The 17,351-nt window shown below is 65.9% G+C and carries 15 protein-coding genes, 1 tRNA gene and 1 pseudogene; 6 read left to right on the forward strand and 11 right to left on the reverse strand.

Going from position 1 to position 17,351, the window contains the following annotated elements; genetic code table 11:
• Nucleotides 1-405: 405 nt before the first annotated feature.
• Together ACSMXR_RS19380 and ACSMXR_RS19385 are read right to left on the reverse strand one after the other, a co-directional pair.
• The gene (locus ACSMXR_RS19380; RefSeq protein ID WP_473172405.1) at nt 406-744 is read right to left on the reverse strand and encodes a thioredoxin family protein; all 339 of its coding nucleotides are present in this window, start codon (nt 742-744) and stop codon (nt 406-408) included.
• A 94-nt stretch (nt 745-838) separates the two neighbouring features.
• Nucleotides 839-1,978 carry a PucR family transcriptional regulator gene (locus ACSMXR_RS19385; protein ID WP_473169514.1) on the reverse strand — a complete coding sequence of 380 codons (1,140 nt, stop codon included), beginning with the start codon at nt 1,976-1,978 and terminating at the stop codon, nt 839-841.
• 86 nt (nt 1,979-2,064) lie between these two features.
• On the opposite strand from ACSMXR_RS19385, the gene ACSMXR_RS19390 reads away from it, so the two are divergent.
• Entirely contained in the window at nt 2,065-3,120 is a 1,056-nt protein-coding gene (locus ACSMXR_RS19390; RefSeq protein ID WP_137229804.1) for a ferredoxin reductase, read from the forward strand.
• 7 nt (nt 3,121-3,127) lie between these two features.
• Nucleotides 3,128-4,246 (forward strand): fatty acid desaturase family protein, encoded by a 1,119-nt coding sequence (locus tag ACSMXR_RS19395; protein ID WP_473169515.1) that lies wholly within the window; start codon nt 3,128-3,130, stop codon nt 4,244-4,246.
• Nucleotides 4,247-5,081: 835 nt separating this feature from the next.
• Here the strand turns inward: ACSMXR_RS19395 and ACSMXR_RS19400 are convergent.
• Nucleotides 5,082-5,483, reverse strand: coding sequence for a DNA-binding protein (locus ACSMXR_RS19400; RefSeq protein ID WP_050358426.1), 402 nt, complete (start codon nt 5,481-5,483; stop codon nt 5,082-5,084).
• Nucleotides 5,480-5,728 (reverse strand): type II toxin-antitoxin system CcdA family antitoxin, encoded by a 249-nt coding sequence (locus ACSMXR_RS19405; protein WP_030334722.1) that lies wholly within the window; start codon nt 5,726-5,728, stop codon nt 5,480-5,482. Before ACSMXR_RS19405 ends, ACSMXR_RS19400 begins: the two co-directional genes overlap by 4 nt.
• 680 nt (nt 5,729-6,408) lie before the next feature.
• Here ACSMXR_RS19405 and ACSMXR_RS19410 point away from each other — a divergent pair.
• A complete protein-coding gene (locus ACSMXR_RS19410; protein WP_473169516.1) occupies nt 6,409-8,919 on the forward strand; it encodes an NB-ARC domain-containing protein in 2,511 nt (836 codons plus the stop codon).
• A 470-nt stretch (nt 8,920-9,389) separates the two neighbouring features.
• Here ACSMXR_RS19410 and ACSMXR_RS19415 read toward each other — a convergent pair whose 3' ends face one another.
• The 6 genes and pseudogenes from ACSMXR_RS19415 to ACSMXR_RS19440 form a co-directional block, all read right to left on the reverse strand.
• Nucleotides 9,390-9,719, reverse strand: a complete 330-nt coding sequence (locus ACSMXR_RS19415; RefSeq protein WP_473169517.1) for a MazG-like family protein — start codon at nt 9,717-9,719, stop codon at nt 9,390-9,392.
• Between the two features lie 31 nt (nt 9,720-9,750).
• Nucleotides 9,751-11,073, reverse strand: coding sequence for a UDP-glucose dehydrogenase family protein (locus tag ACSMXR_RS19420; protein WP_473169518.1), 1,323 nt, complete (start codon nt 11,071-11,073; stop codon nt 9,751-9,753).
• Between the two features lie 107 nt (nt 11,074-11,180).
• Nucleotides 11,181-12,413 carry a hypothetical protein gene (locus ACSMXR_RS19425; RefSeq protein ID WP_473172406.1) on the reverse strand — a complete coding sequence of 411 codons (1,233 nt, stop codon included), beginning with the start codon at nt 12,411-12,413 and terminating at the stop codon, nt 11,181-11,183.
• A gap of 97 nt (nt 12,414-12,510) precedes the next feature.
• A complete protein-coding gene (locus ACSMXR_RS19430) occupies nt 12,511-12,636 on the reverse strand; it encodes a hypothetical protein (RefSeq protein ID WP_473169519.1) in 126 nt (41 codons plus the stop codon).
• Nucleotides 12,637-12,716: 80 nt separating this feature from the next.
• The gene (locus ACSMXR_RS19435) at nt 12,717-12,935 is read right to left on the reverse strand and encodes a hypothetical protein (RefSeq protein WP_137229824.1); all 219 of its coding nucleotides are present in this window, start codon (nt 12,933-12,935) and stop codon (nt 12,717-12,719) included.
• A 283-nt stretch (nt 12,936-13,218) separates the two neighbouring features.
• Nucleotides 13,219-14,447 (reverse strand): annotated as a pseudogene (locus ACSMXR_RS19440) (helix-turn-helix domain-containing protein).
• Nucleotides 14,448-14,681: 234 nt separating this feature from the next.
• On the opposite strand from ACSMXR_RS19440, the gene ACSMXR_RS19445 reads away from it, so the two are divergent.
• Nucleotides 14,682-15,560 (forward strand): NAD(P)-dependent oxidoreductase, encoded by an 879-nt coding sequence (locus ACSMXR_RS19445; protein ID WP_473169520.1) that lies wholly within the window; start codon nt 14,682-14,684, stop codon nt 15,558-15,560.
• Nucleotides 15,561-15,575: 15 nt separating this feature from the next.
• Here ACSMXR_RS19445 and ACSMXR_RS19450 read toward each other — a convergent pair.
• Nucleotides 15,576-15,649 (reverse strand) — tRNA-Gly (locus ACSMXR_RS19450).
• A gap of 544 nt (nt 15,650-16,193) precedes the next feature.
• On the opposite strand from ACSMXR_RS19450, the gene dcd reads away from it, so the two are divergent.
• Together dcd and ACSMXR_RS19460 are read left to right on the forward strand one after the other, a co-directional pair.
• Nucleotides 16,194-16,769, forward strand: a complete 576-nt coding sequence (dcd, locus tag ACSMXR_RS19455; protein ID WP_003967584.1) for a dCTP deaminase — start codon at nt 16,194-16,196, stop codon at nt 16,767-16,769.
• A 6-nt stretch (nt 16,770-16,775) separates the two neighbouring features.
• The gene (locus ACSMXR_RS19460) at nt 16,776-17,276 is read left to right on the forward strand and encodes a phosphoribosyltransferase (protein WP_018514097.1); all 501 of its coding nucleotides are present in this window, start codon (nt 16,776-16,778) and stop codon (nt 17,274-17,276) included.
• Nucleotides 17,277-17,351 lie beyond the last annotated feature (75 nt).

The raw sequence follows: 17,351 nt of genomic DNA on the forward strand, positions 1-17,351 counted from the left end.
GCGAACGGCTCGACCGGCCCCAGGACTTCGACCTTGGCGCGCACCGGGCCGACTGCACCGTGACTGCCGTTGGCGACGACCGACGGGTCGCGCGACGCACGGTGAGGTCTGAGCAACGGCCCCCCCAGGCCGTGAACCTGGGGGCCGTGGAAGATCGGATGACGAGGATCGAACTCGCGCTCTGAGCTTGGGAATCAACGGTTCTTGGGCGGTCGGTCCCGCTGTGACCTGCACGGTTGGCCGAGACGCACAGAACCGGGACGGCCTTTATGCACCGTACTCGACCGCTGGGCCCGTTCTGCTGGGACGGATGAGGCACGGGCGGAGGCGGTGACCGAGAGCTTCAACGGCCGAGCCCGCTTCGAACGCGACGAGAAGCGGCGGTCCGGGTGCCGCAGCGGCCGCTCAGAGGTGACCGTCCAGGAGCTGCCGTACCTCGTCGCCGGTCATGGGCCCCGTGCCGTGCGCCACCGCCGTTCCCTCCTTCAGTAGGAGGCAGGACGGGGCTCCGGTGACCCCGTATCGCTCGGTTGCCGCCGGGCAACGCGTGATGTCGGTGCGGACGACCGTCAGGCGGCCCGCGTAGGCGGCGGCGATGTCGCCCACGACGACATCCATCACCCGACAGGGCTCGATTGCCTTGGGCCATGCCCCGGTGAAGTATGCGAGAACCGGAACCTCGCTTCTCCCGAGGATGAAATCGAACTCCGCGTCCTCACGAGGCCGGTGAACCAGTTTTGTCATGGGAGCTCCTGACCTCACGTTTCGTACTCCGTCCCATTCTCCGTCGCGCGGTGTGCCAGGTCGGCCCTGGCCGGTCGTCCGACCGGTGGACGCGTCAGTCGACCCGGAGGCCGACCGCCAGCGTCAGTTCAAGGACCCGGTGTGGTGATGCGAGATCGGGAAACAGCTCCCGAAGCTGCGACATCCGGTATCGGACCGTCTGGGGGTGGACGAACAACTCCGCCGCGACCTCGTCCCGTCTGCCCTGGTGCAGCAGCCACGCCCGCAACGTCTCCTCCAGCCGTCGTGCGGTTGCGGCAGGCAGGGTCTGCAACGGTGCGAGGGCTCGGGCGCGCAGGTCCGCGAACGCGTCCGTGTCGGCGCTGAGCACCAGGTCGGGCAGGTGGTCCTCCGTGTCGCGAATATCGGAGGAGAGGGCGCGTGCGCGTACGGCTCGTGCGTACGAGGCGGACGCGCGGATCCACGGCCGGGCCGGGCCGACCACGGCGGCGCGGTCGGTCAGCTGCCGCAGGAGACGTGATCGGTCGGCATCGGGGACGAGGAGCACACCGGTGGCATCCGGCAGATCGTCGAGGACGAGCGTGCTCGGGTCGAGCGCACGGTAGACAGGTCGGGCCTGGGCGGCGGGCAGCAGCACCGCGGTCAGCGAGACCGGAGGCTGCCACCCAGCCCGTTGGCCGGAGGCCAGCAGCACGTCCGAGCTGGCGCCGGCGAGGAGCTCGCGGGCCAGGTGTTCCAGGTGGCGCTCGTGGGCCCTGCCCCGGGCGGCCAGTTCGTCGGCGTGGCCCGCGGCGCTCGCGGCGGAGAGCTCGTCGATGTAGGCGAAGGTCAGCTCGGCGAACTTGGCGACCTCGGCGGCGGGCAGCCCAGCGGGTACGGCACCCGCTGCCAGGCATCGCCAGGCCACGCGGGCGCCGACGCGGTAGGCGCTGAGCAGGGCGTCCATCGAACGCCCGTCGCGCACCTCGCCGCGGCCCAGCTCGTAGGCTGCGTCATCGCCGTCGCCGCCTGTGGCGTTCCCGCTCGCGAGGTCCAGGTAGTGCCCCAGGGCGGTGCGGACGGCCCGGCGGATGGTGCCGCCCATGCGGCCCGAAAGGGCGTTGGCGTAGGACGGGACCTCGTCGATGATCGCCTGGACGACCTCGTCGGCGGTGGTCTTCAACGCGGCCCGAAGCGCGGTGACCGTCGTCTCATCCAGAGCCAGCTCGCTGGCCCTCCGAACTGCCTGACTCACTTTTTGTTCCTTGCGAACAATTCCGCCGACCAGATTCACGTCTTACGGTCAGGACTTTACGCCTTGAAGCACAGCAAGGTGGAGCCATGACGAGTACAGCCCTCCGCGGCAGGGCGTGGAAACTGCTGGAGATGGTCACGACGCCGCTGCTGCCGTCGGACTACCTCGATCTGGTCAGCCCGCTCCGTACGGGCGCTGACCTGCGTGGGCGCATCGAGGCCGTGCACTCCGAGACCGATGACGCCGCGACTGTCGTGATCAGGCCGGGGCGGGGCTGGCGCGGCCACACAGCCGGCCAGTACGTGCGGATCGGGGTCGACGTCGATGGGGTGCGCCTGTGGCGTGCCTACTCCATCACCTCGCCGACGAACCGCCGGGACGGCCGCATCACGATCACCGTGAAGGCGATCCCGGACGGCAAGGTCAGCAATCACCTGGTCCGCAGGGCGAAACCGGGCACGCTGATCCAGCTCGACCAGCCGACCGGTGACTTCGTCCTGCCGCAGGCCAAGCCCGCCAAGGTGCTCTACCTGACGGCCGGCAGCGGCATCACGCCCGTGATGGGCATGCTGCGCGACATCGAACTCGACGACGTCGTCATGGTCCACTGCGCGCCACAGCCTCAGGACGTGATCTTCCGCAAGGAACTGCACAGCCTGGTCGCGGACAAGAAGCTTCGGCTCACCGAGGTGCACACCGACACGGACGGCAAGCTCGACATCGCCCGTCTCCAAGAGCTCGTTCCCGACTGGGCCGAGCGCGAGACCTGGGCGTGCGGGCCCGCAGGTCTGCTCGACGCCGCCGAGGAGCACTGGAGAGAGCACGGCGTCCATGAGCGCCTGCACACCGAACGCTTCCGCCCCGGCATCGTCGTCGCCGGCGACGGTGGCGAGGTCACGTTCAGCGTCACCGGCAAGACCATCGACGCGGACGGCGCCACGCCGTTGCTGGACATCGGCGAGGAGATCGGCGTGCTCATGCCCTCCGGGTGCCGTATGGGCATCTGCTTCGGGTGCGTCACGCCGCTCAAGGCCGGCGCTGTCCGCGACCTGCGCACCGGCGAGATCACCGAGGCCGAGCCGGGCGTCCTCATCCAGACCTGTGTGTCCGCCGCGGCGGGCCCCTGCGACATCGAACGGTAGGAGCACCTTGACCGCCATCGACCCCACCGCCCACCTGACCGCGGAGCAGATCGAGGAACTGGGACGCGAGCTGGACGCCATCCGCGACGAGGTGATCGCCGACCGCGGCGAGAAGGACGCCGCCTACATCCGGCGGGTCATCTCGGCGCAGCGCAAGCTGGAGCTGGTCAGCAGGGGTGTGCTGCTGTTCTCGATCTTCCCGCCCGCGTGGCTGATCGGCACCGCCGGGCTGTCCGTGGCGAAGATCATGGACAACATGGAGATCGGCCACAACGTCCTGCACGGCCAGTGGGACTGGATGCGCGACCCGAAGATCCACTCCACCACCTGGGAGTGGGATCACGTCTCGCCGTCCGACCAGTGGAAGCACTCGCACAACGAGCTGCACCACACGTACACCAACGTGATCGGCAAGGACAACGACCTCGGCTACGGCATCATGCGCGTCGACGAGGACCAGAAGTGGCACCCCTTCCACCTCGGCCAGCCGCTGTGGAACTTCCTCAACGCCTGCTTCTTCGAGTACGGCATCGCAGCGTACGACCTGGAGCTCGGCAAGAACCTCAGCAAGCGCCGCCGCAAGAACCCGGAGTTCCGCGCGCGGGCCAAGGCCGTGGGCCGCAAGATCCGCAAGCAGGTGCTCAAGGATTACGTGATCCACCCGCTGCTCTCGGGCCCCTCGTTCCTCACCACGCTCGCCGCCACGTTCACCGCGAACCTGGTCCGCAACCTCTGGACCCACTCGGTGATCATGTGCGGGCACTTCCCCGAGGGCGTACAGGTCTTCGAGCGCCGGTCGATCGAGGGCGAGACCCGCGGCCAGTGGTACCTGCGCCAGATGATGGGCTCGGCGAACATCAGCGGCAGCAAGGCCATGCACTTCATGACCGGCAACCTGTCGCACCAGATCGAGCACCACCTGTTCCCGGACCTGCCGAGCAACCGGTACGCCGAGGTCGCGGTGAAGGTGCGCGCGCTGTTCGAGAAGTACGAGCTGGAGTACGTCACCGGCCCGCTGCCCAAGCAGGTGTTCTCCGCGTGGCACAAGGTCTTCCGGCTCGCACTGCCGAACAAGCAGCCCAAGGTCGAAACGCCGGACCGTGAGCAGGACCTCATCGCCGCCTGACTTCCCGCCGCACCTCAGCCCTTGGTGACGTCACTGCTGAGACACGACGGCCTGGTCGGCCGGTGGAGGTCCCTGCTGGCGGGTCCTGCGGCCTGGTGGGACAGCGCTGTCCTGCTGGCGGGTCAGGCGAACAACCACCATTGATAGGACGGGGTACGCGACGACTTCCACGCGGTCCGCAACGCCCTCACCCTCGATTCCCGCGGCACGGGGGGAGAGCGAGAAGCCCAACAAGCCCTACGGCACCGAGCTCTTCGCCCTGGACGTGGTCGCGGTGCTTGCTACCTCGGTGTCCACCGGGCCGACGTCTACGGCATGTCCACGGCACGTCCACGGGCGGACGCCTGGCCCAGCAACTCGCAGCCCACCACCCGCACCTGGTGCGCGCCCTGGGGCTCGGCTGCGCGTCACCCGGCGGACCGCACGACATCGAACGCGACAGCGTCGTGAGCGGGTCGCTGGTACAAGCACGGCCGGGAGCGGCGCGGCAGGCCCTTCTTGGGCTGGCTTACACCTCGGCCTGGCCGGCGACCGAAGCCGGTCGGCGGCATCCGCGTTCTGCTCCGCGCCAACAAGAAGGCCCCGGGCGGCTGGCCTGGGGCTCTTTCGCGGAGCGGGTGACGAGAATCGAACTCGCGCTCTGAGCTTGGGAATCAGCGGTGCTTGAGTCACCGGAAGGGCTCTGACCTGCGCTTTCCTGCGCGGAAGCCGGGGGCGCCGTGGCCTCTGGGGGCTGTACCTGACCGCTGTTGTCCGCTCTCCTGGGCACGGATGGGGCACGGGAGGGCTATACAGCGGACCCTGCCATGGGGCGTGCTCGGGGTGGGCCGGCGTGTCAGAGAGGGATGATGCGGACCTGGTTTCCGCAGAGTTTGGTCATGTCGTCGCTGTCGGAGGTCAGGAGGGCGACGGGTTTCGGCTGGCGGAGGGCGACCTCGGCGACTGTGGCATCGATGGCGTACTTGTGCCCGTGTAGCCCGGCGCCTTTGAGGAGCTCAGCCGCCGCTTTCGCCGCTTGTTCGGTGACGGGCTCCACCTTGACGCGGGACAGGGCCCAGTTCAGGCGAGGCATGTTGGTGCGGGAGTGGGTGACTTCCACGATGGTGTTGGCCCCGATGACCAGGTCGGCGCCCATGTCGTGGAAGACCTGCAGCATCGCGAGGAGCTTGCGGTCCTGAGCAATCCAGGCGGAGAGCCCTTCCGAGTCCAGGACGACGGTTTCGATGCGTTCGCTCACGCGGCATCCGCGCCCGTGGAGGTGCCGGCGGAGCCAAAGATCTTCCCGCGTGCCTCGGCGAGCTCCTCGTCGCTGAAGGGTCCGTGCTCCTCCTCGTGACGGCGGAGGTCGTCGCCCAGGAGCTGGTGCCGGATCTGGCGGGCTACGGCTTCTGCCACGTAGCCGGAGACGTTGTCCGTGAGCTTGCGGAGCTCCGCCACCTGGTCGCTGGGGAGCGTGACGGTGATGCGAGTCGTTGAGGACATGAGCCAAGCATACTGGAGTATGCATACATCGGCTCGGACTATTCCCCTGGCCTTGACGACCGCGACCACATGCTCCGGGTGCAGGCAAGAGGACGATTGCTCCCCGGCTGTTCACAGCAGGGGTGAGGCTCGGGGCTTGTGCAGCGGGAGGGCAGGCGAAAGGCCCGGCCATCGACGAGGGCCTTCATTAAAGAGCGGGTGGCGAGAATCGAACTCGCGCTCTGAGCTTGGGAACTGCGTGGGACGCCGAGTCGGAACGGCGGCTGACCAGCAGCTGCGCACCTGTTCGGATGGCCAGGTGGCTCTTGTGATCGCCGCCATTCACCGCGCTAACTGGTGCGCGTTTGGTGCGAGGACTCCGAGCCGCGGATCTTTAGGGGCGAGTAGGAGGCCCCTGCAAACGCAGGCCAAGGGGACGAGTGGGCAATCTGCGTATCGGACCTACGGGCTGCCTATCGACCGGGCAAAGCTTTGTCTCTTTTGTGAGCTTTACAAACTTTATAGCACACTATGGCATGAAAGCTGCCCCAGCGGAAGTCTGCAAGTGTGATGCGAGTCATAGCCGCATGTTCTATGGTGGCTGGAACTCGGAGCATAGAGGGCTATGTGTCTATATTTCCTGTGGGGGGAAAATGAGTTCCAGTGCAACTCGACTTACCTGCTTCGCGCTTCTTTCTTCCATGGAGGAAGACCTTCGTGCTGTGATTCTGGGTGCTTGTGAAGAAAGCGAAAATGCGCAGGATATCTTTAAAGCGGATCGCTACGAAAAGGCCCTTACTCGACTCACGCGCGATGTTGGAAAGCAAGCAGCTGGCACAATTTCTGGACTGACCCCTTACTTGGATTTCGCAGATGCCTATGAAGTTCTCACTGGGCTCAAGATGCGACTCGCCGAGGATCTGCAGGACTCTCTCCGAACCTTTGCGCCGAGCATCGGCAAGCTCACGCAGGTCCGCAATAGGGTAGCCCACACGAGGCCCATGGAAATTGACGACCTTGCTGTGGTTCACGACGTCTCTAAAGCTGTCAGCGCTATTGCTCCTTCAGCATGGAGTAATTTGAAGCGCACGATTAGCCAACTGCAAGATGACCCTGCTTACGTTCTCGGTCTCACAATCAACCTTGTTGCCGACCCTGACAATGCTCCGCAGCATAACCTCCCTGCACCAGAATTTGATGAGACAGGTTTTTTTGGCCGCCGGAAAGAGCTTGAGAGAATCAAAAAGGCAATCAAGGGCGCCTACCCTGTTGTCTCGATCCTGGGGGATGGCGGGATCGGCAAAACGTCGATTGCTCTAAAAGCAGCTTATGAGCTCCTGGATGACCCAAAGAATTCATTTGACGCCTTCGTGTGGGTGACGGCGAAGGCGACAATCCTCACAGTAAATGAGATTCAGCGAATCAGTGGTGCGATTGAGAACTCTCTGGGGCTCTTTGCCTCAGCTGCCGAGCAATTGGGAGGAGGGGTGGCAAAGAATTCTATCGACCCAGTAGGGGAAGTTCTTTCGTACCTGGAGCATTTCAAGGTCTTGCTCATTCTGGATAACATGGAAACGGTTCTGGACCAAAGGCTTCGCGATTTTCTACTAGATCTCCCGATGGGCAGTAAGGTCATCATTACTAGCCGAATTGGTTTGGGTATCGAGAATCCTGTATCGCTGGCTCCTCTGTCCGCAGATGACTCAACTCGGCTTCTGCAGAAGCTCTCACGGGTGCGAAATGTAGACGCTCTTCAGGGACTTCCATCAGTCGTTCTTTCTAAAATGGTGCAGGCGATGAAGGGGCATCCTGCGTACATTCGATGGTTCGTGGCGGGCGTGCAGGCGGGAAAGCGTCCTGAGGAATTGCTTCACGAGAATGACCTCCTTCTCGAGTTTTGCATGTCTAACGTTTACGGCCACCTTAGCGAAAAGGCGCGGGCTGTTCTTCGGTCAATGCAAGTGTTGCCAGGTCGGCGCAGCCAGGCTGAACTAGCTTTTCTGAACGAGTATTCTGCCGTAGATATGCAATCCAGTCTATTGGAGCTAATCACCACTAACTTCATTCAAATGCAAGGGGCTTCCATGGATCAATCCACGGAGACGGTTTACCAACTGACGGATTTTGGAAAACAGTATCTCGATAAGCGGCATGCAGTACGGTCGCTCGATAGAGCAATGTTCGAGGGCCGCAGTCGCGATCTTGCGGATTTGGGAATGCGGCTCCAAGCGGAGAGCACGGCCTCACCTTACGACCCTCGTACAATTGACATCAAAGGGCCTGGTGATTTCAGTACCGCTCGCCTTCTTCGTGATGCCCTGAGGCACCATGAACGCGGCGACGTAGATGGCGCCCTACTGGTCTGTCACGAAGCACAACGGCTTTCGCCGGCCTATCACGAATCGTGGCGCGTAGAAGCATTCATTCAGGCTGGTCAACGCGATGTTGCAGCTGCTCGAGCTGCGTATGAAAGAGCTTTCGAACTCGCACCTGATTCATCCACTTTGAACTATCTTTATGGCACTTTTCTTGTAGGGGAAGCCGTCGACCCCACACTCGGTCTTGAAATGTTGCAGAAAGCTGCAATTCTCGCTGAAGTTCCGCCGGTAGTCGTAAATGAAATTGCGTGGGCACATATTCAACTGCAGGATTTCGAGGCTGCAGTAACCGCTGCCTCTCACTCAATTACGCTGAAGCCGGATCGATACGATGGCTTGGTGGCTATGACAACGGGCATACGGGCCGGAGTCTACAGTGTCAGGAGGGAGGTTGAAGGCGGCGAGTTGGACAGAGCCGTAGAGTGTATTGAGTCCGCAGTTGACCTGGTGGAATCGGGGCGTGTTGAAATGCTCCTGGGTGAGCCGGTTGATCGTATTGTTCAATTGATGGATTCGGGCGATTTGCTACTTCGTCGTATTGACGATAATTTTCTTCTCGAGAGCCTAGATTCGCTTTTGGGTCGGCTGAAGGACCGGTTGCGCGTGGTCGATCCAGACGCACTAGGTAGGCGGGTTGGTGTTGTGACGAATGTGCGACAGGATAAGAAATTCGGGTTTGTTCGATCCTGGGGGAATGACTATTTCTTCCATTTGAGTGATCTTATGGATGAAAATGAGTGGGCCTATCTCGACTCAGGAGTGGCTGTGGCCTTTTACCCGGACGAAGGAGGTATGAAGGGTCCGAGGGCTGCCGCTCTTAGGTGGCTGGGCTAGGCATGGAATCTGGTTGATGAGCACCTAGGTCGGCGGAGCGGCTCTGGCCGGTGTCCTGCATGGTTGGGGGTCGATCATGATCAGGGGCCCTACGCTGGTCGGCAACTTGGGCAGGCTGTGATCCTGCCCGGAATTTAAGCGCGTGGCCCCCTGGTCTTGATCGACGAGGGGTCCGAACCGAGGAGGTGGCTAAAGCCGTGGAGCCGACCGCCCTAGCCACAGCGGGTTTCTTCCCCACCATGGTGCTTGCTTCAGCCGCGCGACCGGCTTAGCGGGGCCAGAGCGGGCCGAAGGCAGGAGCGTCAGGCTCCAGCGGTGAGCCGGGGAGCGCGCGGCGAGCGGAGCGCGCTGCCTTGATGAAGTAGGGAAAGTTCTACCGCGCTGGGAGCGGGTGCCCGGCGCCGCTTGTGTGCCGGACGTGGCCCCGCCCGCGTCCAATCGGAGCGGTTGACGGCCACGTCCGGAGGCTGTCAGGCCGTAGCAGCGGCCTCGCGGCCCCTTCGCGTCCGGCGGTGAAGGATCTCCTCGAAGGTAGCGCGGGCACCCGTGGGATCGATGTAGTGCATTGCCAGGAGGGCGGCGATGACGGCGCCGACCAGGTCGTTCTGGACCTCGGACCAGGTGTGGTCGTCGCCGCAGGTGGTGAGGCCCTTCAGGCCGTGGAGGGCGTGCATGGCCTCGCCGGCTTCCTCGGCGACCTTGCCGACCTGGAGGGCTTTGAGCTCCTCGTCGGGGAGGTGAGCGCCGGCCGCTCGGCAGACTGCGGAGAGCTTCTCGATGTTGTCCCACAGGGTGTCCACGTCGGACCTCCGATCGATGGGTTCGGTTCGGTTATTCCTGTGCGGGGCGGCCGAGCTGGCGTACGGTCCATCCGGCCATGCGCCAGGCGTCGGCGTCGATGAGGTTGCGGAGGTCTACGAGGACCTGGTCCGCTACCAGTGGGGCGAGTGCCTTGGGGTCGGCCTCGCGGAAGTGAGGCCATTCGGTGGCCAGGACGATCAACTCCGCGTCCGCGAGCGAGCCTTCGAGGTCTTCGCAGTAGTCGAGTTCGGGGTGGCGGCGCAGTGCCGTGGGTACGGCGTGCGGGTCGTGGACGGTGACGGTCGCGCCGCGCTGGTGCATGAGCGCGGCGATCGCCAGGGCCGGGGATTCACGGACGTCGTCGGTGCCGGCCTTGAAGGAAGCGCCCCAGACGGTGATGCGTACGCCGTCGACGGGTCGGCCGAGCGTTTGCTCGATGAGCCTCAGCGCGGCGGTGGGGCGGGATTCGTTGACCTCCTCCGCCGCGCGCAGCATGGTCGCTGCCTCGGAGGCGCCCAGGGTACGGGCGGAAGCGGTGAAGGCGCGGACGTCCTTCGGGAGGCAGCCGCCGCCGTAGCCGGGGCCGGCGTTCAGGCCGCCGCGGCCGATGCGGGGGTCCAGGCCGATGGCCTCGGTGAGCTGCTGGACATCGGCTCCGGCGGCGGTGCACATGTCGGCGACGCCGTTGATGAAGGAGATCTTCATGCCGAGGTAGGCGTTGGCGGCGCCCTTGATGAGTTCGGCTGTGGCGGGGTCGGTCACGAACAGCGGGATGCCGTTCGTGAGGAGGGGTGCGTAGACCTCACGTACCGCGTCCTCGGCGCGGGCCGACGGGACGCCGACGACGATCCGGTCGGGGCGCAGGGTGTCGTCGATGGCGTGGCCCTCGCGCAGGAACTCGGGGTTCCAGACGACCTCCACGTCCTCAGCGGCCGGGGAGAGACGGGCGAGGAGGGCGCCGAGTTCGCGGGAGGTGCCGACGGTGACCGTGGACTTGCCGATGATGACCGTGGGGCGGGTCAGGTGCGGGGCGAGGGCGCGGGCTGCGCCGAAGACCTGTCCGGTGTCGTAGCTTCGTCCGTCTGCATCGATAGGTGTGCCGACCGCGAGGAAGTGGACGTCGGCGAACTCGGCCGCCTCTGCGAGGCTCGTGGTGAACCGGAGGCGTCCAGTGGCGGTGTGGGTGCTGAGGAGTTCGGGCAGGCCGTCCTCGTAGATGGGGCACTCACCGGCGTTGAGGCGGTCGATCTTCGCCTGGTCCAGGTCCACGCCGATGACCTCGTGGCCGATCTCGGCCATGGCAGCGGCGTGGGGGATGCCCAGGTGACCACAGCCGATGACGGATACGCGCATGGGTCGACGCTCCTTTCCTTGCCTCTCGACCGCCCAGGGGAGTCCGGGCCGGCCGGGTGCGTCACGCTAGCGCCAACACCCGGCAGGGCCCTCTTTGTGCAGGTGGATCAACCGGCCTGTTGCTTCAGCAGGTTGACGAGGGCTGGCAGTGCCTCGGCGGCGGTCGCCCGGCACACCAGGTCGCCATCCTGAGGCCCTTCCAGCGGGTACGGCATGAACGGGCCGTCGCGCCAGAAGCCCTCCGGGTCCAGGTAGACGACCTGCATGCCGCGAGCGCGGGCGCGCGCCTGGACCTTGCGGCGGTCGGCATGCAGGCCGACGACGAGCAGGGCCTTGGCGCCATCGACCCACTCGACGTCGGGTACGGCCTGGTCGTACCGGCGCATGAAGCACTCGTCGAGCCCGGCGCGCGCGGCGAGCACGTCGAAGTTGTTGGTGATGACCGGGCCTACGAGGTGCCCGGCGTCCTTGAGTTGTGTCAGCGCCCACATGGCCGGAGTCGGTTCGGCCAGGAAGCAGGCGCGGAACATCTCCACGAATTCCGCCGTCTTCTCCTCCGGCTCCGTCAGCACCTCGTGGAGGAGCGTGTCCGCTGTCGGAGAGAGGGTGAAGCGGTGTTCCCGAGGCTCGTGGCCTTGACGGTCGGTGACCCGGTAGATCTCGTGGAGCCGGTGCAGGGGCGGGATGCCCGCCTCCACCGACGTACCGCATCCGATCTCCACCTGGAACGGCAGCAGGTCCGTGAGGACGGACAGGTCCGGGACGCGGGTCGGCGTACCGGGGCGGTCCTTGCACCTGATCCCGGTGGAGAGGACGTTCCACGGCAACTGCCGGACAGCGGGCGGCGGTTCGTAGGAAACCGAGACGATCTGCACGTCCAGGCTCCGGTAGCCGACGGGGAGGGTACGGCCCGCAGCCGCGTCCTGGGGGTGGACGTCGTGCTCCGTGATCCGGCACTTCAGATCCCGACGTGTCCATAAGAATCCGCCAGGAGCCTCCTTCCAGCCGCCGGTGGCGAGCGAGTCCCACAGGGCGGCGTGGTGCGCGTCGATCTCGTCCGCAGGAGCGGCAGCGGAGTGGTAGAGGTACAGGTCGGTCAGGCCGATGGCCGGCGCGGCGGTGGTGGGGACCAGGCCGTACCGGTAGCGGTAGTGGATGATCCGCCGCCGGGCGTCGTCGGCTGCTGTCCAGCCGCTCTGTTCGGCCGTGGCCTTCTCCTGCGTACGGCGCCAGATCCCTTCCTCGATGTAGCGGGGCCGGTCGGCGTCGCCGAAGTAGTTTTTCCAGACCTGCTGTTGGTCGGGGGTGAGCTGGTCGATGACGATGTACGGGATGTCCACGATCTCTCCCTGGAGAATCACGCCTGGATGTTCCGGATGCATGGCAGGCTCCGTGGGCCGGGAACGTGGGTCGAACCACCTGGCCAGCGGAGCGGATTCAGTGGTCGGCGGGTGGGCTCGCGTCCGGCGCGACGGCGGCGGGCCGGTGACCGAGGCCGTTGAGGAGCGGGGCGGCCTGCTCACGCAGCCCCCAGGCCCCGTCCACCAGGCCGGCGACGGCCACAGTCGTGAGCGCGATGCCTCCGCCTTCGGGGCGTACGGAGCGCGGCGCGGCCTTTCGTGCGTGGCGTCGTCGAGCCCCGGTCACGGGGTACCGCCGAGGGCACGTCCGTGTGCGTCGACGAGGCGGCTGGTCTGCTGGTGCAGCCGCTCCAGCTCGGCAGAGGTGAGGATGAGCGCGCCATCGAGGGTCGAGCCGTCGTCCAAGTGGAACTCGATGGGAACCGATCCTTGCCGGGCACGCGGGTCGTAGACCGCGTCCCGTCCGGCCGAGAGCGTGGCGTGGGTGGCCCTCACCGGCACGGGACTGAGCGTCTTCCCGTCGGCGGGCGCGGACCACGGGGCCCCGCCCCCGGGCGGACGCAGGTGGTACGTCGTAGCAGAACCCTCACCAGGGAGAGCGACCACGACACCCACACGGCCATCGCGAGCGCTGTCTGTGGCGAGGTCGCCGAGCCGTGGAACGAACGGTGCTGCCGTACCTAACTCGGCTCCCTGCGGGGGAAGGTGAGAAGAACGTCGTCGCGTCATGCCCCGAAGTTAGGAACAGGACGGGCCTCGAATATGAGCTGGAGGAATACGACCCCTATCCGTCCAGGTGAAAGCGGTCGGACATGTGCCGCAGCTTCTCCCTCGTGGCTGCTCGTTCCGCGTAGACGATGCTGCGAAGCGTTGAACGGGCGATGGGGTGGTTCCGTACGAGCTGCGGCGCGATCCGCTCAGCCGTCTCCAACTCGGCCAGGGCCTTTGCCCGGTTCCCGTCCCACAGCCAGGCCCGCGCGACGTCCATGTGGTGGTGACCTGACGGGAGTTGGGCAGTGAACCGACCAAGCTTGGGCTGGTACGGCGGTCTATCTCCAGCGCCTTGCCCTGTTCACCCATTTCCAGGGCCACGCTGATCGCGTGGATCTGCACGTTCCCGGCGGAGAACGTCAGCGAATGCCGGTCGTACACCGGTGTCCCGACGTACGCGTCCATGCGTTCCGCCGCGTCCTTCGCGTGCCCGATCCGGTCCTCCGCTTCCGATGGGCGGTTGGCCCGAGCGGCGGAGATGGCCGCCCGAAGCTGAAGCGTGCCCCAAGCCCGCACGGCCAGCGGATCACCGTGCTCGTACGGCTGTTGCACCGAGGCGATCGCCTTGTCCGAGAGCGTCAGAGCGTCGGTCCAGTCAGCCGTCGCCCACATGTCCCAGACGCGCATCCAGTCGGCGACGGCAGGCAGCACCGGATCTCCTGACAACCTGGCTGACCGCGCGGCCCGTTCGCATGCCATGGCCACCAGTTCGGGGTGCCCGAGGGCGTGTGCGGCGGTGTGTGCGAACTTGCAGCACACGGCGTAGACGGCGTACGCCTCCTCCCGCTCGTGCCCGTCCGAGTCCTCTGCCAGAGCGCGCGCTTCCCGGAACAGATCCGGGAGAACTCGGAGAATCGCGACGTTGGAGGCGGTGTCCCGCAGGCGGTGCAGCCGGGTCACGTCACGCCATAGCTGTGATGCCGGTCGCGGAGCCCCGTCGAAGACGGGGACGAGGTCGTAGCGGCGCAGCTCGCGCAGGATCGACGAGGCGGCGATCTGCCACTGGCTGTCGTCGGGGGAGCTGCTGTACGGGCGTCCGATCAGGTCGTTCGGATGGACGTGCAGCTCTGCGGCCACCTGATTGAGCAGCCCGACCCGGTCCAGCTCGATCAGGCCACGCTCCATCTTCGACACCCAGCCCTGCGACTTCCCGAGGGCCGTCGCCAGGTCGGCCTGCGGTATGCCCAGCCGTAGCCTCGCCCTGCGAGCGCGCTTGCCGATCTCCTCGGCTTCCTCCAGCATCAGGACACCTCCCGGCCGCCGGACGATCCGGCGCAACCGCCGGTCTGTCCGTACAGAGTTCGTCTCCTGCACGGTACCCATGACGCGGCTTCAGCGTGAGACGAGCTGTTGGGGCAGGAGTGCCGCAGCCGTGTTCCGCCATCAGGTGCCGAGCCCTTCGCCGTCGCTGCCGGGCGACAGCGGATCATGTGGACGAGGAACACCCGCCACGTCGTATCCCGCCGGAGGTAGCCCATGACCACCGTGACCGTCCTGCACCCCGGGTCCATGGGCGCTGCGGTCGCCGGCGAGCTTGTCGTCGGCGGTCACGAGGTGCTGTGGGTGCCCGAGGACCGAAGCGAGAACACGTGGCGCCGCGCGAGGGTGGCCGGTGCCACGGCGTGCGGCTCGCTCGCGGAAGCGCTGTCCCGAAGCGCGGTCGTTCTCTCGGCCTGCCCACCGCAGGCGGCGGAGGACGTTGCGGCGGCAGTGGCCGCACACGGCTTCGCGGGGGTGTACGCCGATGCCAATGCCATCAGCCCTCAACGCGTACGGCGCATCGCCGAGGAGATCCGCCCCGGCTCCGCAGTCGTCGACGGTGCCGTTTTCGGTCAGCCGCCGGGCGAGGGGCGTTCGACACGGCTCTATCTCGCGGGGGTCGGCTCTGCCGTCGACCTGGTGGCGTCGTTGTTCACGGATTCTGCTCTGCACGTGTGCCGGGTCGGTGACACGCCCGGTTCCGCTTCCGCTCTGAAGATGGCCTTTGCCAGCTACCAGAAGGCCGCTCGTACCCTCGCCGGCGTGGCTCATGCGCTCGCCGACGCCCATGGAGTCGGCGAGCACCTCACGGCCGAAGCCGAGGTCATGATCTCCGCGATCCTCTCCGATCCGGAGTATCTGCCGAGTGTCGCAGCCCGAGCCTGGCGCTGGGCGCCCGAGATGGAAGAGGTCGCCGACACTCTCCGTGCGGCTGATCTGCCCACGGACATGGCTGAGGCCACGGCCCGGGTACTCGCTTACTGGGAAGAGGACAAGGACCAGTACGACGTGCCGCTCACGCGTGCCCTCTCTCGGCTTCGGTCAGGGAGGAGCACCGAGACAGGTCCGGACAATAAACAAGGCCCAAGTCGATGACCTGGGCCTTAGTCGTGGAGCGGGTGACGAGAATCGAACTCGCGCTCTGAGCTTGGGAAGCTCATGTTCTACCATTAAACTACACCCGCGAAGCATGCCGATCACCGGCGCTGCATCGTTCCACACTCTACCCCATGTCAGGCCCCCGGCAGATGCGCCGTGGGGCCTTCGTGTCGTGTGCGTGGTGCTGGGAGGAGTGTGGACGGGGGTGTGATGGGCGGGAGTTGGGGGCGTAGCGTGGGTGGTCGGAGTGCCGCGTGGAGTGGCGTCCTGTTCATCCCCTAATGTGGCGTTCTCGTCCATATGTGGTTGGGGAAGGGACTTGATGGAGTCGATGGAGCGCACCGTCGTCCGCTGTGCCGAAGGGCACGTTTTTGCTACCTCGTCGTTCCCGATGCAGCAGCTCGGGGCCGGCCGGATCGGGCCCGGGCGGTTGATCCGGTGTCCTCGGTGTGCCCGGTTGCGGCAGGCCGTGCCGGTGGCGTTCGAGAAGCGGTAGTCGTGGCAGAACGGTCGCAGGCGGTCGCCGGCGGTGGTGAAGTGGTAGCGAAGCGGTAGTCGCGGAGACGTGGAGCAGGGGCGCGCGGGTGGTCCGGTTGGGGCGGGCTCGCGCGTTCTGCGTATCCTCGGGGCGTGCTTCTCTCAGACAAGGACATCCGGGCCGAGATCGACGCCGGGCGAGTCCGTATCGATCCGTACGACCCTTCGATGGTGCAGCCGTCGAGCATCGACGTGCGGCTGGACCGCTACTTCCGGGTGTTCGAGAACCACCGGTACCCGCACATCGACCCGGCCGTCGAACAGCCCGATCTGACGCGGACCGTCGAGCCCGAGGGGGATGAGGCGTTCATCCTGCACCCGGGCGAGTTCGTGCTGGCGTCCACGTACGAGGTGATCTCGCTCCCCGACGATCTGGCCTCACGGCTGGAGGGCAAGAGCTCGCTCGGGCGGCTCGGTCTGGTGACGCACTCGACGGCCGGGTTCATCGACCCCGGGTTCTCCGGGCACGTGACCCTGGAGCTGTCGAATCTCGCGACCCTGCCCATAAAGCTCTGGCCGGGCATGAAGATCGGGCAGCTCTGCCTGTTCAAGCTGACCTCGTCCGCCGAGTTCCCCTACGGCTCCGAGCGCTACGAGTCGCGGTACCAGGGGCAGCGGGGGCCGACCGCCTCGCGGTCCTTCCAGAACTTCCATCGGACTCAGGTGTGATCAGTCGTGGCCAGTGACGTGCGGGAAAACCTTACCTACGAGGGCTTCGGGCGCGCCGTGCGCGAGCTCGCCCAGGCCGTCGCCGACGACGGGTACGAGCCCGATGTCGTGCTGAGCATCGCGCGGGGCGGGGTCTTCGTCGCGGGCGGGCTCGCTTACGCCCTCGACTGCAAGAACATCCATCTGGTCAATGTGGAGTTCTATACCGGGGTCGGGACCACCCTGGAGATGCCCGTCATGCTGGCGCCCGTCCCCAACGCGATCGACTTCTCCGACAAGAAGGTTCTGATCGCCGACGATGTCGCTGATACGGGCAAGACCCTCAAGCTCGTCCACGACTTCTGCGTCGACCACGTCGCCGAGGTCCGCAGCGCCGTCATCTACGAGAAGTCCCACTCCCTCGTGAAGTGCGAGTACGTGTGGAAGAAGACCGATCAGTGGATCAACTTCCCGTGGAGCGTGGAGAAGCCCGTCGTGCGGCGGGACGGGCAGGTTCTCGACGCGTAGGGCCTGTCGAGGGCAAGACCTGTGCAGAAGGCCCCGGAACGCTTCCGCGTTCCGGGGCCTTCTTGCGCGTCACTC

The organism is Streptomyces sp. DSM 106670, from assembly GCF_055792845.1.